Genomic DNA, 17,094 nt, shown 5'->3' on the forward strand with positions numbered 1-17,094 from the left:
ATTCTACGCAGCCGCTTGTTTGCTCAAGCCGCTGCGTAAGTGGTGGGTGAACTGAACCCCCAACAAGCTCACCACTTGTTTCATGCGCATCTTGAGCCTCAAGGGCTCTACTTCCTCCCCATCAAAGAGCGTTGAGGCTCTTTTTTATCTGCACGATTTCCAGACACTAAAAAGCCCGGCATTTGGCCGGGCTTTGCGCGTCTGATCGGATTCGATCCAACAACCAACACAAGTCCAATGTGGGAGCAAGCTCGCTCCCACAGTTAACCGAGTTCCTCCAGTCGCTCGCGGACAAACTCATTCGCTTTTCGCGTCATCTGGTCCAGATGCCGGTCACGCTGCTTTTCCGCATCGTGCATCGCGCGCTTGCCGTGTTTTTGCAGCAGGTACGTATGAATCTGCCGCACCTCCAGCGAGCTGTAGATCGGCGCCACGTCCAGCAGGGCCATCAAGCCGTCGGTGCCATGGTCACGGGTGTTCATCAGCACTTGAGTCGCGCGCACGCCCACTACCTGAAACCCCATTGCCTCAAAATACGGCACCTTGGCCACCGCGCACGTCAGCTCGGCATGCGGGTAGCGGCCGACCATTTCCCGCAGCATCCGCCGGGCAATGCCTTGGCGTCGATGGCTGGCACTCACCGCCATAAACGCAACGCCGCATGCATCAGGATCGTCCTTGACCGGCAGGTACAGCAAGAAGCCGACGACCTTCTCGGGGTCGTCTTCGTCGGTCGCGACGAGCAACTCCACCGCAATCCCTTTCGCCCCGTTCAACGCCTCCAGATAGAGGTGAACCTCGTAGCCGATCGCGTACTGATACACGTTGTACAAAAGGTTGCTCGGCGCGATAGCGATCATGCTGATGTCGGTCAGGTAATCGACCACCATCTGCAGGATCTGGCTATTGATGTGCTCGGGGCACGGGGTTTTGAAATGGGTGATCTGGGGCATTCGTGGCTCTGACTCTGGGGCGGACGTGAAGAATGTGTTCGCGGGCGTGCCTATCATAACGTGCTGTCTCAGCTTTACCCGCAAAACCTGGCCTTGATGATCGTTCCCCAACAGTGAGGAATATCCCCCACTTGCAAACGCTGCCTTTACACGCTGACAACATAAAACTCATACAACTTGCTGATTATTAATGGTTTTAATCTCCTCAAGATGCATGGTGCGGCTTTTGCTTCGGCCCTTGCAGCGCAGCTGCCATTTGGGCATGGCGCGAGGGGAAAACCATGAAAATCGCACCACCGGAGCACCGCTCGCTCATCTACTTGCGGGGTCCGGGTGCCTTCTCCGTGCTGCTGATCACCTTCAGCGTGACCACGGCCAGTGCTGCACCGCTCGATGACTTCGGTCCTCCACCACCCACGGACCCCTCGGCTTTCGTCAATCCTCCCGCCGATCCCAAGGCAGCGCTGGAGGCATTGAAAACCTTGCCGCCGGCCAATCAAGGGGCATTGGCCCTGCCCAACGGCGTATTCGGTGACAGAAACACGCCGCGGGCCGACAACGTGCTGCCGCCAAACTTGCAGACGTCGTTCAACTTCCCCACTAATGGGAAACCCAGCCCATTGTTCGGGGCCGAACCGTTCACCCAGCAACTGCTGCTGTTCGAAGAGTTCGGTTCGGAAAAACTCGACCCGACCACCCCGCCACCGCTCCTGACATTCCCGGTGCCCACCACCGGCCCGGCGCCCCAGCAGGACCCGAACAACGTCGCCCGCAGCGGCCCGTCGAGTGCCGCGATTGAAGCGTTCATGCGCCAGCCGGGGCTATTTCCGTTCCCGTCGCAGTTTTCCAATGTGCTGGACCGCAACCCGTGGAAGGCGCAGATCGAAGCCTTCCTCAATCGTCATCCCGTGGGCTCGCCCGCCGAAGGTCGGCCGCCGGGAAAAGGCTGGTCGCATCAGCGCTGGAACGAATTTTTTCCTCAGGTTCAGTTCAAGACCGTGCAAATGGGCGCACGGACCAACCAGGGCTTGCGGGACAGAAAGCAACTGCACAACTACGCCAACGGCGAATTCGCCCCCGGCGGTCTCTACTACCAAACCTCGGACATCCCGGAAACAGCGGGCACCACTCGGGGCATCGACGCGCGTTTTCATTCCAGAATGCCGGTGCAGAATCACAACTCGTTGTGGACCTTTGACGGCACTTTGCCGCCAAAATTGCTGATGGTCCGCAACGGCCAACCGTTGCTGATGCGTCACTACAACGCACTGCCGATCGACCCGGCAGCCAACGCCGGTTTCGGTCTGCACACCCTCACCACCCACGAACACAACGGTCACTCCCCCGCCGAAAGCGACGGCTATGCCAACGCGTTTTTCTTTCCGGGGCAGTACTACGATTATCGCTGGCCGCTGCAACTGGCCGGTTACGACACCATCAACACCACGGCGCAGGATCCGCGCGCAGCGTTCCCCTGCTCACCGGGCGAAACGCTGTACGTCAACGACACCAGCCCGGGCCTGAAGACGTGTGCAAACGGCAGCATCAAGATCCGTGGCGACTGGCGCGAAACCATGAGCACCCACTGGTTCCACGACCACATGCTCGATTTCACCGCGCAGAACGTCTACAAGGGCAACGCGACAATGATGAACTACTACAGCGCCCTGGACCGTGGTAATGAATCGGTGAGTGACGGCGTCAACCTGCGACTTCCCAGTGGCTCGGCGTTGCCGTGGGGCAACCGCGACTATGACGTCAATCTGGTGGTCGCCGACAAGGCGTGGGATCAGGCCGGTCAGTTGTGGTTCAACCCGTTCAACACCGACGGCTTTCTCGGGGATCAGATGCTGGTCAACTGGCAGTATCAACCGCGACTGAAAGTCCGCGCGCGCAGCTATCGGTTCCGCATCTTGAACGGCTCGGTGTCACGTTTCTTCAAGTTTGCCGTGGTGCGTGAAATCAGCGGCAATGGCGGCGAATTCCCAGGACCTGCAGGATCGGGGGTGTCCTACAACCGAGTGCCGCTCCACCTGATTGCCAACGACGGCAACCTCATGGAGCACGCCGTGCCCTTCGACGGCAGCATGGACCTGGATGGCGACGGTGACCGGCAAGACCACAACGCAATCCTGCCGACGCTAGGCGTTGCCGAGCGCTTCGACATCATCATCAACTTTGCGAAGAACGGCATCAAAACCGGCGACAAAATCTACTTCGTCAATCTAATGGAACACCGCACGGGCAAGGGTCCGGAGAAGGATGAACTGGCCTTGGCGGACGTGCTGTCCGAAAAATACAAAGCCGTGATCAAGCAAACCAGCAAAGGGCCGCAATGGGACAAGGGCGACCCCGTGGTCGGCAAGTTTCTGCAACTGCTTGTGCAGCCCTACGCCGGCCAGGATCAGAGCTTTGACCCGGTGGCCTATGAGCCAGCCAAGCCCGGCAAACCCGCCGGGAAGGTCATGATCGCGCTGCCCATCGACCGCGACAACCCGAGCGACCAGGCCAAACTCAAAGTGGCGCGGCATCGCGAGTTCATTTTCGGTCGCTCCGACGGTACCGATGAAGCACCATGGACGATCAAGACTGACGGCGGTATTGGCTACAACATGGACCCTCGCCGGATCAGTGCCGCGCCGCAATTGGCCACCGGTCCGACCGATGCCGGGTTCTCCGGAGACGGCACACTCGAAGTGTGGAAGATCAAGAATGGCGGCAACGGCTGGAACCACCCGGTGCACGTGCATTTCGAAGAAGGGATCATCCTCAGCCGCGACGGCAAGGCACCGCCGGAATGGGAGAAAGGGGCGCGCAAGGACGTCCTTCGCATCGGCGAAGGCATCGACAGTTCAGTGGATGTCGACGTGGCGTTCCACTTCCGCGAGTTCGCCGGTACCTACATGGAGCACTGCCACAACACCCAGCACGAGGACTCCTCGATGTTGCTGCGCTGGGATGTCGAACATCCGGGTCAGTTCCAGTTGATGCCAACGCCCCTGCCTGGCTGGGACGGTGTGACCTACGTGAACTCTGTGGCGCTGCCGACTTTCCGCACCGGCAAAGACAACGGCGATCACGGCAACCTTCCCCTACGACGCCAGCGATAAGCTGGGCGCGCGGCATTCGAGCAGGCCGTTACGGTGCCGATAGCGGCGCACTAAAGGGGGGATCGGTTACTGCTCCGGCGCAACCATCCGAAACCGGATATTGATCTTGTCCGAGACGACACCGTCGGCCCATTCACCTTCACCGATTTTGAAGTCGCTGCGCTTGAGCGTCAGCTGACCATCGAAAATCCCAATGGCGTTCTCGCTCTTCAATAGGACCGGTACCTCCACTACGTGCGTGATCCCCCTGAGCGTGAGTTTGCCGGTGATCGAGTAACGATTGTGGGCCAGTACCTTCACGCCGGTCGATTCAAACGTCGCCACTGGATACGTTGCCGTGTCGAACCAGGCTGGTTTTTTCAGTTCGCTGTTGGCGTCGCTGCTTCCGGCATCGATGCTGTCGAGCTGGATAGTCAGCGCGGCCCGGCCTGCTGATGGTTTTGCCGTGTCGAAATCAAGCCTGGCCTCGAACTTGCCGAACGTGCCGTATACCTGCGAGGAGAACTGTTTATAGGTGAAGGAGATCGTGCTGGCGGTTTCATTGACCTGCGTGTACTCGACCGCCTGGACACAAGGCAACGCGCCGAATGCAAGGGCGGCCACCAGCACCGCGCAGGTCGGTAATCGGTGTTTCATGGAATTCTCCGGTCGGGGCTCCCGTCATGAGCTAAGGCGCCGTACAGGTATGCCAGCGATAGGTGGACTAAAGCAAATAAACGCCGCTAATTCCACCTGCCGCTCAGACTTCCGACCACCTGTCGGCCCACGCAAATGCCCGCCCTGATAGGGCCGCCGTCCGGGTGTTTAATGACTGTCCCAATTCACCGCATCGGGAGACTGGTCATGAAATTCGTCGTCATGGGAGGAAGCGGGCTGATCGGCAGCAAAGTCTGCAAGAACCTCCAGGATCTGGGGCATGAAGTCATCTCAGCATCACCGAGTACCGGCATCAACGTCATCACCGGCGAGGGCCTGGCGGACGCGCTCAAGGGCGCCGACGTGGTGGTCGACGTGGCCAACTCCCCCTCATTCGAGGATCACGCGGCGTTGCATTTCTTTGAGACCGCCGGGCATAACCTGTTCGCTGCCGAGAAGGTCGCCGGCACCAAACACCATGTCGCCCTGTCAGTCGTCGGCACCGAACGGATGCTCGACAGTGGTTATTTCCGGGCCAAAATGGCCCAGGAAAAACTTATCAAGGCGTCGGGCGTTCCCTACACCATCCTGCGGGCCACGCAGTTCTTCGAGTTCATTGGTGCCATTGCTTACTCCGGTCGCGAGGACGGCAACACCATCCATTTATCGTCCGCCGCGTTGCAACCGGTGGCCTCGGTCGATGTCGCGGCCGCACTGACGGCTATCGCTCAAAAAGCGCCGATCAATCAGACCGTGGAAGTGGCCGGGTCGGATCGCCGCCCCATTGTCGAGTTCGTGAGTGAGTACCTGAAACATACCAAGGACCCGCGCGAGGCTGTTTCGGACGACACGGTTCCTTACTTCGGCGCCCCGATCAATGACAAGTCCCTCACGCCCGGCGATAACCCCATTGTCGGAGCGACCCGGTTTGAAGATTGGCTAGAGATCGCGCATCCGTCTTGAGTCGCTATTGGCAATGATGATCAGCGGGTTCAGCGAAACTGAACCCGCCCTGGTTCACCACCGGACAAGGTCAAGCCATGGCGGTTTCAGCAACTACGTCATCTGTCCTTGACTAAACTCAGTGAGCGGAGCGGCTCAACCGCCCCTCGCTGCCTCTTTGACTGCCCGTTGAGTAATCCCTATGAAAATAAGAAGAATCGTCACCGGCCACGACGAACAGGGTAATTCCGTGTTCGTTTCAGATGACTTTGCCCCAAGAGCCCAGTCCTTTGCCTCAATCCCGGGGCACGCGATGGCACAGTTGTGGACGACTCCCGCCCAGCCGACACTCCTCGAAAAACAGCGCGACCCGACGCTTGATCACGCGTCGCTGATTCCTCCTCAGGGCGGCACCAGCATCGCCATATTTGATTTCCCACCCGACACCGTCATGCAGAACCTTGTCGATGGCGTCCAGGCCTTTGGCGAGTTGAGCGCTGCACTGCCGGGCTTGATCGAAAGCTTCGAGCCGGACCATCCGGGCATGCACACCACCGCCACCATTGATTACGGAATCATTCTGGAAGGTGAGATGTGGCTGGAGCTGGATAACGGTCAGAGCCGTCTGGTAAAGGCCGGCGACATAGTTATTCAAAATGGCACGCGACACGCGTGGCGCAACAAAAGTGAGCGGATTGCCCGGGCACTGTTTGTGATGATCGGGGTGTCACCGCGACGCTATTCGTAGGCCACAGGTGCATGTTCCTTCCTTGATTTCGTGCAGCATCAGTATGGAAGAAAGGAACAGATCACCTATATCGTCGACGAAACAACGATCGAGTTCATGCTTACGGGTGTCGATCATTTGATCGCTGAAATCAGACTGTTGTCTTAGTCGTCCTGCGTCACCGTGGTAAAGCCCCGGCACCTTGAGCACGCCGGGCAACGCGTTATCCAGTGAGGGCTCTGATCTTTGTCAACGATGACCGGAGCGCTGCTGCGCGGCGCTGGACTCTCGCTGCCACGCCCGCTGCAACAGCTGGATGACCTCGGCATCCGAGGTCTGGGTAAAGTCCATGTACCAACGGCTGATCGACATCATCCAGTCGGGAATGATCGGGCATATCAGCTCATCCACTTCGCTGCGCAGCGCCTCCGCCGTCTCAATCGGCGCCACCGGCACAGCGACGACGATGCGTGACGGCGCGTGCACACGCACCGCGTGGATCGCCGCCATCATCGAGGCGCCTGTCGCCAGGCCGTCGTCGATCAGGATCACCACCTGATCCTTGAGTTGCACAGGCGCGCGCGTTCCCCGGTAAACCTGCTCGCGGCGTAGCAGCTCCCGGGTTTCCCGTGCGACGACGTCATCGAACGTGACCGGGTCAATCGGGTGAACCCGCAGCGCATGTTCATTGAGGACTTTGATTCCGCCGCTGGCGATGGCACCCATGGCGAACTCTTGATGAGATGGGACGCCCAGCTTGCGGACCAGCATCAGGTCCAGACGAACGTCCAGTGCAGCGGCCACTTCATAGGCCACCGGAACACCGCCACGAGGCAAGGCGAGGACGATGACATCGGGGCGATGCGCGTATTGGAGTAACGGCTCCACCAGACGTCGACCGGCCGCGGCTCGGTCCTGCAGGATGGTGGGCGATGAGGGACTCATTTGAAAACCTCCTCAGGCGATCACGCCTGTCGGTTCGCATCACACGGTCACTCAGAATTGTCGGTCTGACGGTGGCTGACATCAAGCTCAGCGATGACGCACGCGCCTGTCCTTAAAATACAAAACGCCCGATGCGGTGCATCGGGCGTTAGGGTGAAACAGCTGTAAACCTATTTCAGGGCTAAGCAAGGCTTACACGCGGAATCGGCCTAGCATGCGCTCGCTACTGTCCGTGGAGAAATAACGACGGAGTCCTGTCGTTTCAAACGCTGAGTCAACACCAGCATCGTCAGGAAACCCAGTGCAATCAGTACCGGATACGCCATCAACAGTTCGGAAAGGGAGTATTTCCAGGCCAACGGGCGCCCGACCCCCAGCATGGCCGCATACATCCAGGACACGGCCGACAGCGAGCCGCAGAACAGCGCCAGCATCCGTGCGCTGAAGCCAAGATTGAGCAACGAGCCGGCCTTTTGCAGCGCGGGCAATACCAGGCGATGCAACAAGAGGCCGTTGTAACTCAGCAACACGACAATAATCACTTTGGCGTGAAGCTTAGGATTCATAAAGTAATTCATACCTTTTTCCAGGTAATCAATACCGATGATAGCGGCACCCGTCACCCACAACGCTATCAATGCTGCGACGACAGACTTCTGAAGACTTTCCATGTGAGCATTATCATGCTCAGTGAATGTTTTTCGTTTAAACAAGTCTCTAACCATCGCGATATCACTGGTCAATACCAAACCAATGGCCACACAACACGACACTAAATGAACGTAAATAACGCCCAACCGCAAAAACTCCATACATTCTTTATTTTCGAGCAGGCTCATAATTGTATTTATCGCCACGGTACTTTCTCCACCTTATTCGATAGTACAGATCGATATTTAACAGGGCATTCAACTCTTCGAAGCCCCGCACGATCTTACTTTTATAAGATATGCCAACTCATAGACCTGGCACTGCTTAGCCCATTGATTCACCTGGCAAATCAATGACCGGCTTATTTATTACCTCCTGAATTTCAGGTAAAAAAATCCCCATTAGCATTCAATGCACATGAGGTTAATTTTCCACTTTTTTTCTGCGGCTGCAGGAGCAGGTCTTGGGTGACGTGCTGCAGGATCAGAGGCCCGAGATTCTGGAATGTTCATTTTTTGAGCAGCCCACCGACAAACGGCGGTTATTGTGAAAGACATTCGCGCCGCAGTAACTCGTGCACTTCCCCGAAACCCCCATGGTAACTGGCCTGTTGAATTACATACGCTTAAAACAGTGCTTATTGGATCCATTAGTTGTGACCACGCTCACAACAAATTCAATAGCGACCGCCCTCATTCAGGACTGACACACCCACTAGAATAGTCATACTTTTCGCTTTGAAAAACACACTAACTTCATCAAGAGTCCGGACAGCAAGTTAACGGTGATATCTGGCATCGCCCTCAGCCTTCGACAGTCAACGCGAGCGCAAACCAGACGCAGACTTCGAATCCCTCCGTTCGACCGGTCGCCGGCGATACCAGCCGTATTTTCGCGTTGACGCCCTGAACAATGGTTTTGGCGATCGCCAACCCCAACCCTGAGCCGCTGGTTTCACTGTTACCCCGCACAAAGCGCTCGGTAAGGCGCTGCAACACCGGCTCGGGCACCGTCGGGCCACCATTGACCACCCGTAGGAGCGCTTGGTCGGTGAGGCTGACTTCGACCGGTTGATCCGTGGCGCCATACTTGAGCGCATTCTCGATCAGGTTGCGCAACAGGATTGCGAAGGCGTCCGGATCAATCGTCGAGTACACACTCGTCTGGGTTGGCAGGTGCAACTCGATCCGGTGCCCACTGCTGTGGTTCCACTCATCGACCACATGGGCCAGCAACGGAATGAGGTCCTGGGGCGTTTCGGACAACAATCCACCCCCCTCGGCCTTGGCCAACTGCATGAGTTTTTCCGAGAGCCGCGTCAGCTCGCGCAACGAGTTTTCGATTTTAGCCGCCCGTAACCGCAACGGGCCTTCGGGCGCTTCGTGACGCAAACGCTGGATCTGCGCCAGCGTCGCGGCCAGTGGCGTGCGCAGTTCATGGGCGCTGTTGGCAGTAAAGCTGCGCTCGGTCTCCAAGGCCTTGCGCAAGCGCTCCAGCAGATGATTGACCGCCTCGGCCAGTGGGGCGATTTCCGCCGGCAATCGCGCCACGTTGATCGGCGACAGATCACCCACGCCGCGAGCCTCCACGGCACGACGATAGGCCAATACACTGCGCAGGCTGATGCGCACAAACATCCAGGTGCCAAACAGGCTGATGGGAATCAACGCCAATAACGGCAACAACAAGGCAAGCAAAGCTTCCCGCGCGGCTTCACGGCGATGCTCAAGAGGTTCGGCGATTTCGATGAACACCGTCTCACGCAGCGCACTGGCGCCGTACAGACGGTATTTTTTAGTGGTTGAAAAGCCTTCGGCCGGTTGTTGATTGAAGATCTTCGGATTGGCGTCGTGGGACTGCATCAGGATCTCGCCCTTGGCATCGCGCACCAGATAGGTCAGGTATTCCTTGTGCATTTTGAGGGTGGCGACATGTTGTGCCTCACGAGGTTTTTCCCGGTTGCTGATTTCCAGCACGGCCAGGGGCAGGATGCGCTGCGCGGTCTCTTCCAGCGCACTGTCGAACGCCTCGTTCAATTCATGTTGCACCACCAGCCAGGCGCCGACGGTCGCCGCCAGCCAAAGTAAGGTCGTGCCCAACGTTAATCCCAGGCCGAGACGTTTTTGCAGGCTTGATGACGGCTTCATGCGGACATCAACCGGTAGCCCATGCCGCGCACGGTTTCAATCAGGTCGCGCCCGAGTTTTTTACGCAGACGGCTGATATAGACCTCGATGGTATTGCTCTCGATTTCGGCGCCGAAGGCATACAGCCGTTCTTCAAGCTGCGACTTGGACAGTAGCGCGCTGGGGCGCTGCACAAACGCCTCGAACAGCGCCCACTCCCGCGCCGTGAGGTCCACCGTCGCACCGGCCCGCTGCACCGTACGGGCACTCATGTCGACCTGCAAATCACCGAGCCTGATCTGCGGATTGGGGTTGCCGCTATAGCGCCGAGCCACCGCCGCCACACGGGCCGAGAGCTCAAACAGGTCGAACGGTTTGACCAGGTAGTCGTCGGCGCCCGCGTTGAGGCCAGCGATGCGTTCGGAAATCTGATCCTGGGCAGTCAGGATAATCACCGGGGTCACGTCCCCTGCCGAGCGTTGCTGACGCAAAAAATCCAGCCCGCGACCGTCCGGGAGCATCAGGTCCAGCAGGATCAGGTCGTAAGGCGTGGTGCGCACGCTGTTGCGCGCATGGTCCAGACGCTGCACCCAATCGACTGCGTGACCGTCATCGGCGATCTGTTCGCGCACCGCCTCCCCCAAGCCTGGTGCGTCCTCGACCAATAAAACCCGCATCTGGCACCTCCTGTGATGGTTGTCGTGCAGCACCTTAATCGCCTTACCTGACGTGAATCTGAAGATTCAGCTGATTGTCAGGAATGCACTTTAGGGTATGCCACAGACGCCGACCTCGGCAGGAGACAGATCATGAAATCAGGCTTTATTGCCAATGCCGCGCTGTTGAGCCTGCTGCTCAGCGGTTACGCCCTGGCCGATGACGACTGCAGCGACCCGGTGAGCGACTGGCAACCGCGCGAAACCTTGCGTCAGCAGGTAGAGCGGCAATACGGCTGGAGCGTACAGCGCATCAAGGTCGACGACGGTTGTTACGAGCTCAAGGGGTTGGACCGCAAAGGCAATGCCATCGAAGCCAGCTATTCGCCGGCATCGCTGCGCCTGCACACACTCGAGATCCATTTCCGGGACGACGGCGATGCCAGGGATTACCTCGGCAGCCCGCTCACCGAATGACGCCCCAACTGTCGACGCGTTTTTCCTGCCTTCAGGTTGCTGTCAGCAAGCAGGTCCAGGCTCTCGACCTAACGATCAAAAGGACACTTCCATGAAAAAGATCATCGCAGCAACCTGCCTCGCCGGCGCCATTGCCCTGCCGGGGTTGGCCCAGGCCCGTGAAGTGACCTTGACCACACAGCTCAAGGACTACAGCGGCAATGATGCCTACCTGGCGATCTACGTCACCGACGCCAATGGCCAATATCAGAAAACCCTCTGGGTGGCCGGCAAGAAGGCCAAATACTACAAGCACCTGGGCGATTGGGCCCGTGGCAGCGCAATGAGCCAGAGCGAGTTTGACGGGGTCAGCGGCGCCAGTGTCGGCAGTGGGCGCACGCTCAAAGTCAGCGTCGAACTGGCAGACACCCTGATCGATGCCGGGTATCAGATCCGCATTGACAGCGCCGTCGAGGACAAACGTGACGCCCGCGCCGATGTCAGCGTGCCCCTGACGTCCAAGGGCGCAGGCAAGCCGGCGACCGGCAGTGCCTACGTCGAGTCCTTTACTTACGATCTGTAGCACCCGCCATTTCTGGAGGCTGAACATGCTTCGCCAGTTCCATTCCCTACCTGGCCTGATCGCCGCCCTGTTGGTCATGCTGTTGGCCATCAGCGGCGCGCTCCTGTCTGTCGACCCGGCCCTGGAACGCTTGCACAGCACCGCCACCATGGCCGGGCAACTCAACGTCGGCCAACTGGCCGGGCGCGTTGCCAGCCACTTCCCGGGCGTGGAGCAGATCCAGCGCACAGCGTCCGGCACGGTGATCGTCTACTACAACCAGAACGGTCAGGCCGGGGCTGAAAAGGTCGACCCACTGACCGGCCAAAGCCTCGCACCTTACGAACCCTCCGCGTTCTCACGTTGGGTGAAAGACCTGCACCGCTCGCTGTTCCTTGGCACGCCGGGCCATGGGGTGTCGGGTGTCGGCGCGCTGTTCATGCTGATGCTGTCGGTGTCCGGCGCGCTATTGCTGGCCCGGCGCCTGGGTGGCTGGCGCAACCTGCTGCGGCCATTGCGGGGCACCTTCAGCCAGCGCTGGCATGCTGAAGTCGGGCGACTGGCATTGCTCGGGCTGCTGCTGTCGGCATTGAGCGGGCTCTACATGTCCGCCACCACCTTTGGTTTTATCGCCGACGGCAGTCAACGTGAACCCGCCTTCCCCGCCCACATCAGCGCCGGTCCGGCCTTGCCGGTGGCGAACCTGCAAGTCTTGCAGGCCACCGACTTGAATGACCTGCGCGAGCTGGTCTTCCCGAGCCCCGGCAACCCGCACGATGTGTTTTCCCTGCGCACGGTCCAGGGCGACGGCTACGTGGATCAGGCCAGCGGCACCTTGTTGTCCTATCAAGCCCACGACTCGATGCACAACCTCTACGAATGGATCTATCAACTGCACACCGGCGAAGGCCTCTGGTGGCTGGGCCTGCCGCTGGGGCTCTGCGCCCTCTGCGTGCCGTTGATGAGCGTGACCGGCATCCTGTTGTGGTGGCGCCGCCGCAAGGCTGGCCCGAACATTCGCCACAACAGCCCTGCCCACTCCGCCGACAGCGTGATTCTGGTGGGCAGTGAAAACAACAGCACCTGGGGCTTTGCCAACACCTTGCATGAAGCCTTGCACCAGAGTGGCCATCAGGTGCATAGCGCGGCGATGAATGAATGGAGGGGCGATTACCGCAGTGCCCAACGGGTGTTCATCCTCACCGCGACCCACGGTGACGGCGATGCGCCGGCCTCGGCTTCGCAGTTCCTGGCGCGGCTGGTCAAAACCGGCCTCAAGCCCGGCCTGCCCTTTGCTGTGCTGGGCTTGGGCGACCGCCAGTTTGCGCAGTTCTGTCAGTACGCCCATCAGGTGCAGGACGCGATGTTACAGGCCGGTGGCTCGCCGTTACTGGGGCTGGAAACCGTCAACCGCCAGTCCTCTCAGGAATTTGCGCGCTGGGGCCTCGCGTTGGGCGAAGTACTGGGGCAGGACCTGACGTTGGTTCATACCCCGCAGCAGCCGCGTACGCATCAATTGGAGCTGACAGAGCGGATTGCCTATGGCGAACAGGTGAATGCGCCGACCCACGTACTGCGCTTCAAAGCACCCGGCGAACTGCCAGGCTTTCTGGCCGGTGACCTGGTCGGGATTGTGCCACCGGGCAGCCCGATTCCACGTTTCTACTCGCTGGCCAGCGGTTCGCAGGACGGCGTGCTGGAGATCTGTGTGCGTAAACACAACGGTGGCATGTGCTCGCAATTCCTTCATGGCCTGACCATCGGCGCGCAGATCGAAGCTTTTATCCAGCCCAACCCGCAATTTCGTCCGGCATCGGGCACACACCCGGTGATCCTGATCGGCGCCGGTACCGGCATCGGTCCTCTGGCCGGTTTTATTCGCAACAACACGGCCCGACACCCGATGCACTTGTATTGGGGCGGGCGCAACCCGGCCTCGGATTTCCTCTATGAACCGGAGCTCAACCAATACTTGTCGGACCGACGCCTCACGGCATTGCGCGCCGCCTTCTCTCAGGTTCAGGACCGCAGCTACGTGCAAGACCGGCTGATCGGCGATGCCCTGGCCTTGCGCCGGCTGATTGAAAAAGGTGCTCAGGTGCTGGTGTGTGGCAGCCGCGAAATGGCCAAAGGCGTGATGCAGGCCCTCGATGAAGTGTTGGCGCCTCTCAACCTGAGTGTGCTGACCCTCAAAGCACAAGGACGCTACCGTGAAGACGTCTACTGAGTTGCAGCGCTATAGCCTGAACGGCGAAACCATGGGCACCCGCTACACCGCCCTGTTTTATGCCGGGGCCGGGATCGATACCGACGAAGTTGGCCATCGCCTGGCGCGCGCCGTGGCCCGGGTGGACCAGCAAATGTCCACCTGGAAACCCGACTCGGACCTCAACCACCTCAACGCCGCCCCAGAGCAGGAATGGCTGTCCGTGCCCAAGGAACTGGCGACGGTACTGTCTGCTGCATTGCGCGTCAGTCAGCAATCCGGCGGCGCCTTCGACATCGCTGTCGGTGATCTGGTTAACGCCTGGGGGTTCGGCCCAGGGGAGCAAACAGTCACAGAGCAGGCGATCGGCACGATTGCGCCCCGCGCCCGGCTGTTAGCCAGCGCCGCGTTGGTGGTTGACCCGCAACGCAATCAGGTGCGCAAGCGCGTACCGCTGAACCTTGATTTGAGTGGCATCGCCAAAGGTTTTGGTGTTGATGAACTGGCGCGTTGCCTGGAGGGTTTGGGCATTACTTGCTACCTGGTCGGCATCGATGGCGAGATGCGCGCCCGGGGCATCAAACCTGACGGCCAGTGCTGGGCCGTGGCCCTGGAAAAGCCCAACCGGGGCGTGCGTGAAGTCATGGGCGTGATGGAACTTAGCGATGCCGCAATCGCGACCTCCGGGGACTATCGACACTGGGTCGATGTGGCCGGTCAGTCCTATGCTCATACCATGAACCCGGCCACCGGCGCACCGCTGTGCAACCCGCTCGCCGCCGTCACCGTGGTGGCGGCCTCGTGCATGCTCGCCGATGCCTGGGCCACGGCGCTGATGGTCTTGGGCGAAACCGAGGGCCCACGTCTGGCTCAGGAGCGCGGGATGGACGCGTTGTTCGTACTGCGCGAGGGTGAACAGTTCAAAGAAATATCCATTGTCGGCGGCCAGTTGCAGGCGCAGATTGAAACCCGTCCGATGTGAACCGGCTAATGACAGTGAGTCCCGTTAAACAATGAAGTTCATGCACAGGCACACCGAGGCACACCGAAGCGATCGTATCGGCTGGCTGCGCGCCGCCGTCCTGGGCGCCAACGACGGGATTGTCTCTACCGCCAGTCTGCTGATCGGTGTCGCGGCCGCCAACGCCAGCCACGCCACGTTGCTGGTCACCGGTATGGCGGGGCTGATGGCCGGCGCCATGTCCATGGCCGCAGGCGAGTACATTTCCGTGCACTCCCAGGCCGATACCGAGCTGGCCGATCTGTCCCGCGAACGGGCAGAACTGGCAAGCGACCCGAAAGCCGAACACATCGAACTCGCCAACATCTACATGCATCGCGGCGTATCACCCGAACTGGCGCATCAAGTGGCCGATCAATTGATGGCCCATGACGCATTGGGCTCTCACGCCCGGGACGAGTTGGGCATCAGCGCCACCCTCACCGCCAAACCCTTGCAGGCCGCCCTGGCCTCCGCCGCCAGTTTCGTGGTGGGTGCCGCGTTGCCTTTGGCCGTGACTTTTTTCGCGCCGCAGCACAGCGTCGGGCCTTGGATATCGGCCATGTCGCTGGTGTTTTTAGGATCATTGGGCGCCATTGCCGCCAAGGCAGGCGGGGCCAAGGTCCTGACCGGCGCCTGGCGCGTGACATTCTGGGGGGCTCTGGCCATGGGGATTACGGCACTGGTGGGGCACGTGTTTGGCGCAGTGGTCTAGCGGGGGCGTCCTATCTAGTCCTGGAATAGGTTTACACCTGCTTCACCCCCCTACACCAACCGCTCGATCTTCTGATGCTGCCAGACCATTTTGTAATACGCCGTCTGCAACACCAGCATCCCCAGATACGCCACCGGAAACGCCATCCACACCCCTTGCAACCCGAAGTGCCCGTCCAGCACATACGCCACCGGCAACTGCACCCCGACCACACAAAAAATCGAAATCGCCATCGGCACCAGCACCGAGCCGCTGGCGCGCATGATGCCGCCGACAATCGCCTGGAAGCCGAACACCAACAGACTCCACAGCATGATGTGCAACAGATGCTCCGCCTTCGCCCGGGTGGAATCATCCGTGAGGAACAACCCCAGCAACCAGTGCGACAACAGATAACCCAACACCACCAAGCCACCGGTCAGGCACACGTTGATCAACAGCCCCGTGCGCAAAATCGGCCCCATGCGCTCAAGCCGCCCTGCCCCAATCGCCTGAGCCCCGAGAATCGACGCCGTGATCGCAATCGACAGCGCCGGAAACTGCACATAATTGACGATCTGCGTCACCGCGCCATACGCCGCCGTCGCCTGCGAACCGTGCTGATTCACCAGCGCCAGAATCACCAGCTCCGACACCGACAACACCACCATCTGCAACCCGGTCGGCAACCCGATGCGCAACACCTTGCCGAGAATCACCAGATCCAGCCGCATCGCCGCAAACATCTCCCGATCCGGCGCCAACGGATGCCCCTTGCGAATCAACCGCCACGCCAGCCACCCCATCGCCGACAAATTACCCGCCAACCCCGCATACGCCGCACTCTGAATCCCCATCATCGGCAACCCGAACCAACCCCGAATCAACGCCGGCGTCAGCGCCAACCCGATACACGTCGACACCACCAACGCAATCAGCGGCGACACCGTATCGCTCACCCCGCGCAGCAGTTGGGTGAAGAGCACGTAGACCAGGAGCGACGGCATGATCCACATCATCACGTGGGCGTAGGACACGGCGTCGTCGATAACGTCGGCCGGTGTGCCCAAGCCCTCAAGGGCTGGCCTTGCGAACACGCTGCCGAGTACTGCCGCTGTCAGGCCGATCATTGCGCCTAACAGCAAGGTTGTGCCGGCGATGGTTTTCACCAGATGCGGCTCACGCGCGCCCCAGGCTTGGCCGATGAGCACGCCGGCACCCGCGCCGAGGCCGATGACCAGGGCGATGAAGAAGAAGACGATGGGGAACATGCCGGACACGGCAGCCAGGGCTTGGGTGCCGAGCATTTGGCCGATGTAGATACTGTTGATGGTGCCCGACATGGATTGGAGGAAATTGGAGAGGACCATGGGGGCCAGGAAAAGGAGATAGGTTTTCCAGAGGGGGTGTTGGGTGGCGGGGGTTTGCAT

Annotated in this window: 14 protein-coding genes and 1 pseudogene; 8 read left to right on the top strand and 7 right to left on the bottom strand. The window is 59.8% G+C overall.

Annotation, left to right across the window (positions count from 1 at the left end):
• Window positions 1-263: 263 nt before the first annotated feature.
• Entirely contained in the window at window positions 264-953 is a 690-nt protein-coding gene (locus tag ASC74_RS14025) for a GNAT family N-acetyltransferase (RefSeq protein WP_056741911.1), read from the bottom strand.
• 281 nt (window positions 954-1,234) lie between these two features.
• Here ASC74_RS14025 and ASC74_RS14030 point away from each other — a divergent pair.
• Window positions 1,235-4,033 (top strand): annotated as a pseudogene (locus ASC74_RS14030) (multicopper oxidase domain-containing protein); the annotation flags it as partial.
• Between the two features lie 96 nt (window positions 4,034-4,129).
• On the opposite strand, the gene ASC74_RS14035 reads toward ASC74_RS14030, so the two are convergent.
• Complete coding sequence (locus ASC74_RS14035) at window positions 4,130-4,699, bottom strand: YceI family protein (RefSeq protein ID WP_056741912.1); 570 nt, start codon at window positions 4,697-4,699, stop codon at window positions 4,130-4,132.
• Window positions 4,700-4,906: 207 nt separating this feature from the next.
• Here ASC74_RS14035 and ASC74_RS14040 point away from each other — a divergent pair, with 207 nt between their 5' ends.
• Window positions 4,907-5,662 carry an SDR family oxidoreductase gene (locus tag ASC74_RS14040; RefSeq protein WP_056741913.1) on the top strand — a complete coding sequence of 252 codons (756 nt, stop codon included), beginning with the start codon at window positions 4,907-4,909 and terminating at the stop codon, window positions 5,660-5,662.
• A gap of 181 nt (window positions 5,663-5,843) precedes the next feature.
• Window positions 5,844-6,389 (top strand): cupin domain-containing protein, encoded by a 546-nt coding sequence (locus ASC74_RS14045; protein ID WP_056741914.1) that lies wholly within the window; start codon window positions 5,844-5,846, stop codon window positions 6,387-6,389.
• A gap of 228 nt (window positions 6,390-6,617) precedes the next feature.
• Here the strand turns inward: ASC74_RS14045 and ASC74_RS14050 are convergent, their stop codons facing one another.
• The 4 genes from ASC74_RS14050 to ASC74_RS14065 all read right to left on the bottom strand — a co-directional run bounded on the left by ASC74_RS14050 (window position 6,618) and on the right by ASC74_RS14065 (window position 10,767).
• Window positions 6,618-7,313 (bottom strand): phosphoribosyltransferase, encoded by a 696-nt coding sequence (locus ASC74_RS14050; RefSeq protein ID WP_056741915.1) that lies wholly within the window; start codon window positions 7,311-7,313, stop codon window positions 6,618-6,620.
• A gap of 209 nt (window positions 7,314-7,522) precedes the next feature.
• Window positions 7,523-8,170, bottom strand: coding sequence for a hypothetical protein (locus ASC74_RS14055; RefSeq protein WP_082555821.1), 648 nt, complete (start codon window positions 8,168-8,170; stop codon window positions 7,523-7,525).
• 597 nt (window positions 8,171-8,767) lie between these two features.
• A complete protein-coding gene (locus tag ASC74_RS14060; protein ID WP_056741916.1) occupies window positions 8,768-10,111 on the bottom strand; it encodes a sensor histidine kinase in 1,344 nt (447 codons plus the stop codon).
• Window positions 10,108-10,767: a response regulator transcription factor gene (locus tag ASC74_RS14065; RefSeq protein ID WP_046046664.1), complete on the bottom strand. Its 660-nt coding sequence runs from the start codon at window positions 10,765-10,767 to the stop codon at window positions 10,108-10,110. The genes ASC74_RS14060 and ASC74_RS14065 overlap by 4 nt, the downstream gene beginning before the upstream one ends.
• 132 nt (window positions 10,768-10,899) lie before the next feature.
• Here ASC74_RS14065 and ASC74_RS14070 point away from each other — a divergent pair, with 132 nt between their 5' ends.
• The 5 genes from ASC74_RS14070 (at window position 10,900) to ASC74_RS14090 (ending at window position 15,685) form a co-directional block, all read left to right on the top strand.
• On the top strand, window positions 10,900-11,223 hold the full coding sequence (locus ASC74_RS14070; protein ID WP_033060166.1) for a PepSY domain-containing protein: 324 nt from the start codon (window positions 10,900-10,902) through the stop codon (window positions 11,221-11,223).
• 91 nt (window positions 11,224-11,314) lie between these two features.
• A complete protein-coding gene (locus ASC74_RS14075) occupies window positions 11,315-11,785 on the top strand; it encodes a DUF2271 domain-containing protein (RefSeq protein WP_056741917.1) in 471 nt (156 codons plus the stop codon).
• A 25-nt stretch (window positions 11,786-11,810) separates the two neighbouring features.
• Complete coding sequence (locus ASC74_RS14080) at window positions 11,811-13,991, top strand: PepSY domain-containing protein (protein ID WP_056741918.1); 2,181 nt, start codon at window positions 11,811-11,813, stop codon at window positions 13,989-13,991.
• Window positions 13,975-14,952 carry an FAD:protein FMN transferase gene (locus ASC74_RS14085; RefSeq protein WP_236713291.1) on the top strand — a complete coding sequence of 326 codons (978 nt, stop codon included), beginning with the start codon at window positions 13,975-13,977 and terminating at the stop codon, window positions 14,950-14,952. Before ASC74_RS14080 ends, ASC74_RS14085 begins: the two co-directional genes overlap by 17 nt.
• Window positions 14,953-14,983: 31 nt before the next feature.
• The gene (locus ASC74_RS14090; RefSeq protein ID WP_056741919.1) at window positions 14,984-15,685 is read left to right on the top strand and encodes a VIT1/CCC1 transporter family protein; all 702 of its coding nucleotides are present in this window, start codon (window positions 14,984-14,986) and stop codon (window positions 15,683-15,685) included.
• Between the two features lie 50 nt (window positions 15,686-15,735).
• On the opposite strand, the gene ASC74_RS14095 is transcribed toward ASC74_RS14090, so the two are convergent.
• Window positions 15,736-17,094 (bottom strand): MATE family efflux transporter, encoded by a 1,359-nt coding sequence (locus ASC74_RS14095; protein WP_046046668.1) that lies wholly within the window; start codon window positions 17,092-17,094, stop codon window positions 15,736-15,738.

The organism is Pseudomonas sp. Root329 (assembly GCF_001424925.1).
In the GTDB taxonomy this organism is placed as follows: Bacteria; Pseudomonadota; Gammaproteobacteria; order Pseudomonadales; family Pseudomonadaceae; genus Aquipseudomonas; species Aquipseudomonas arabinosi.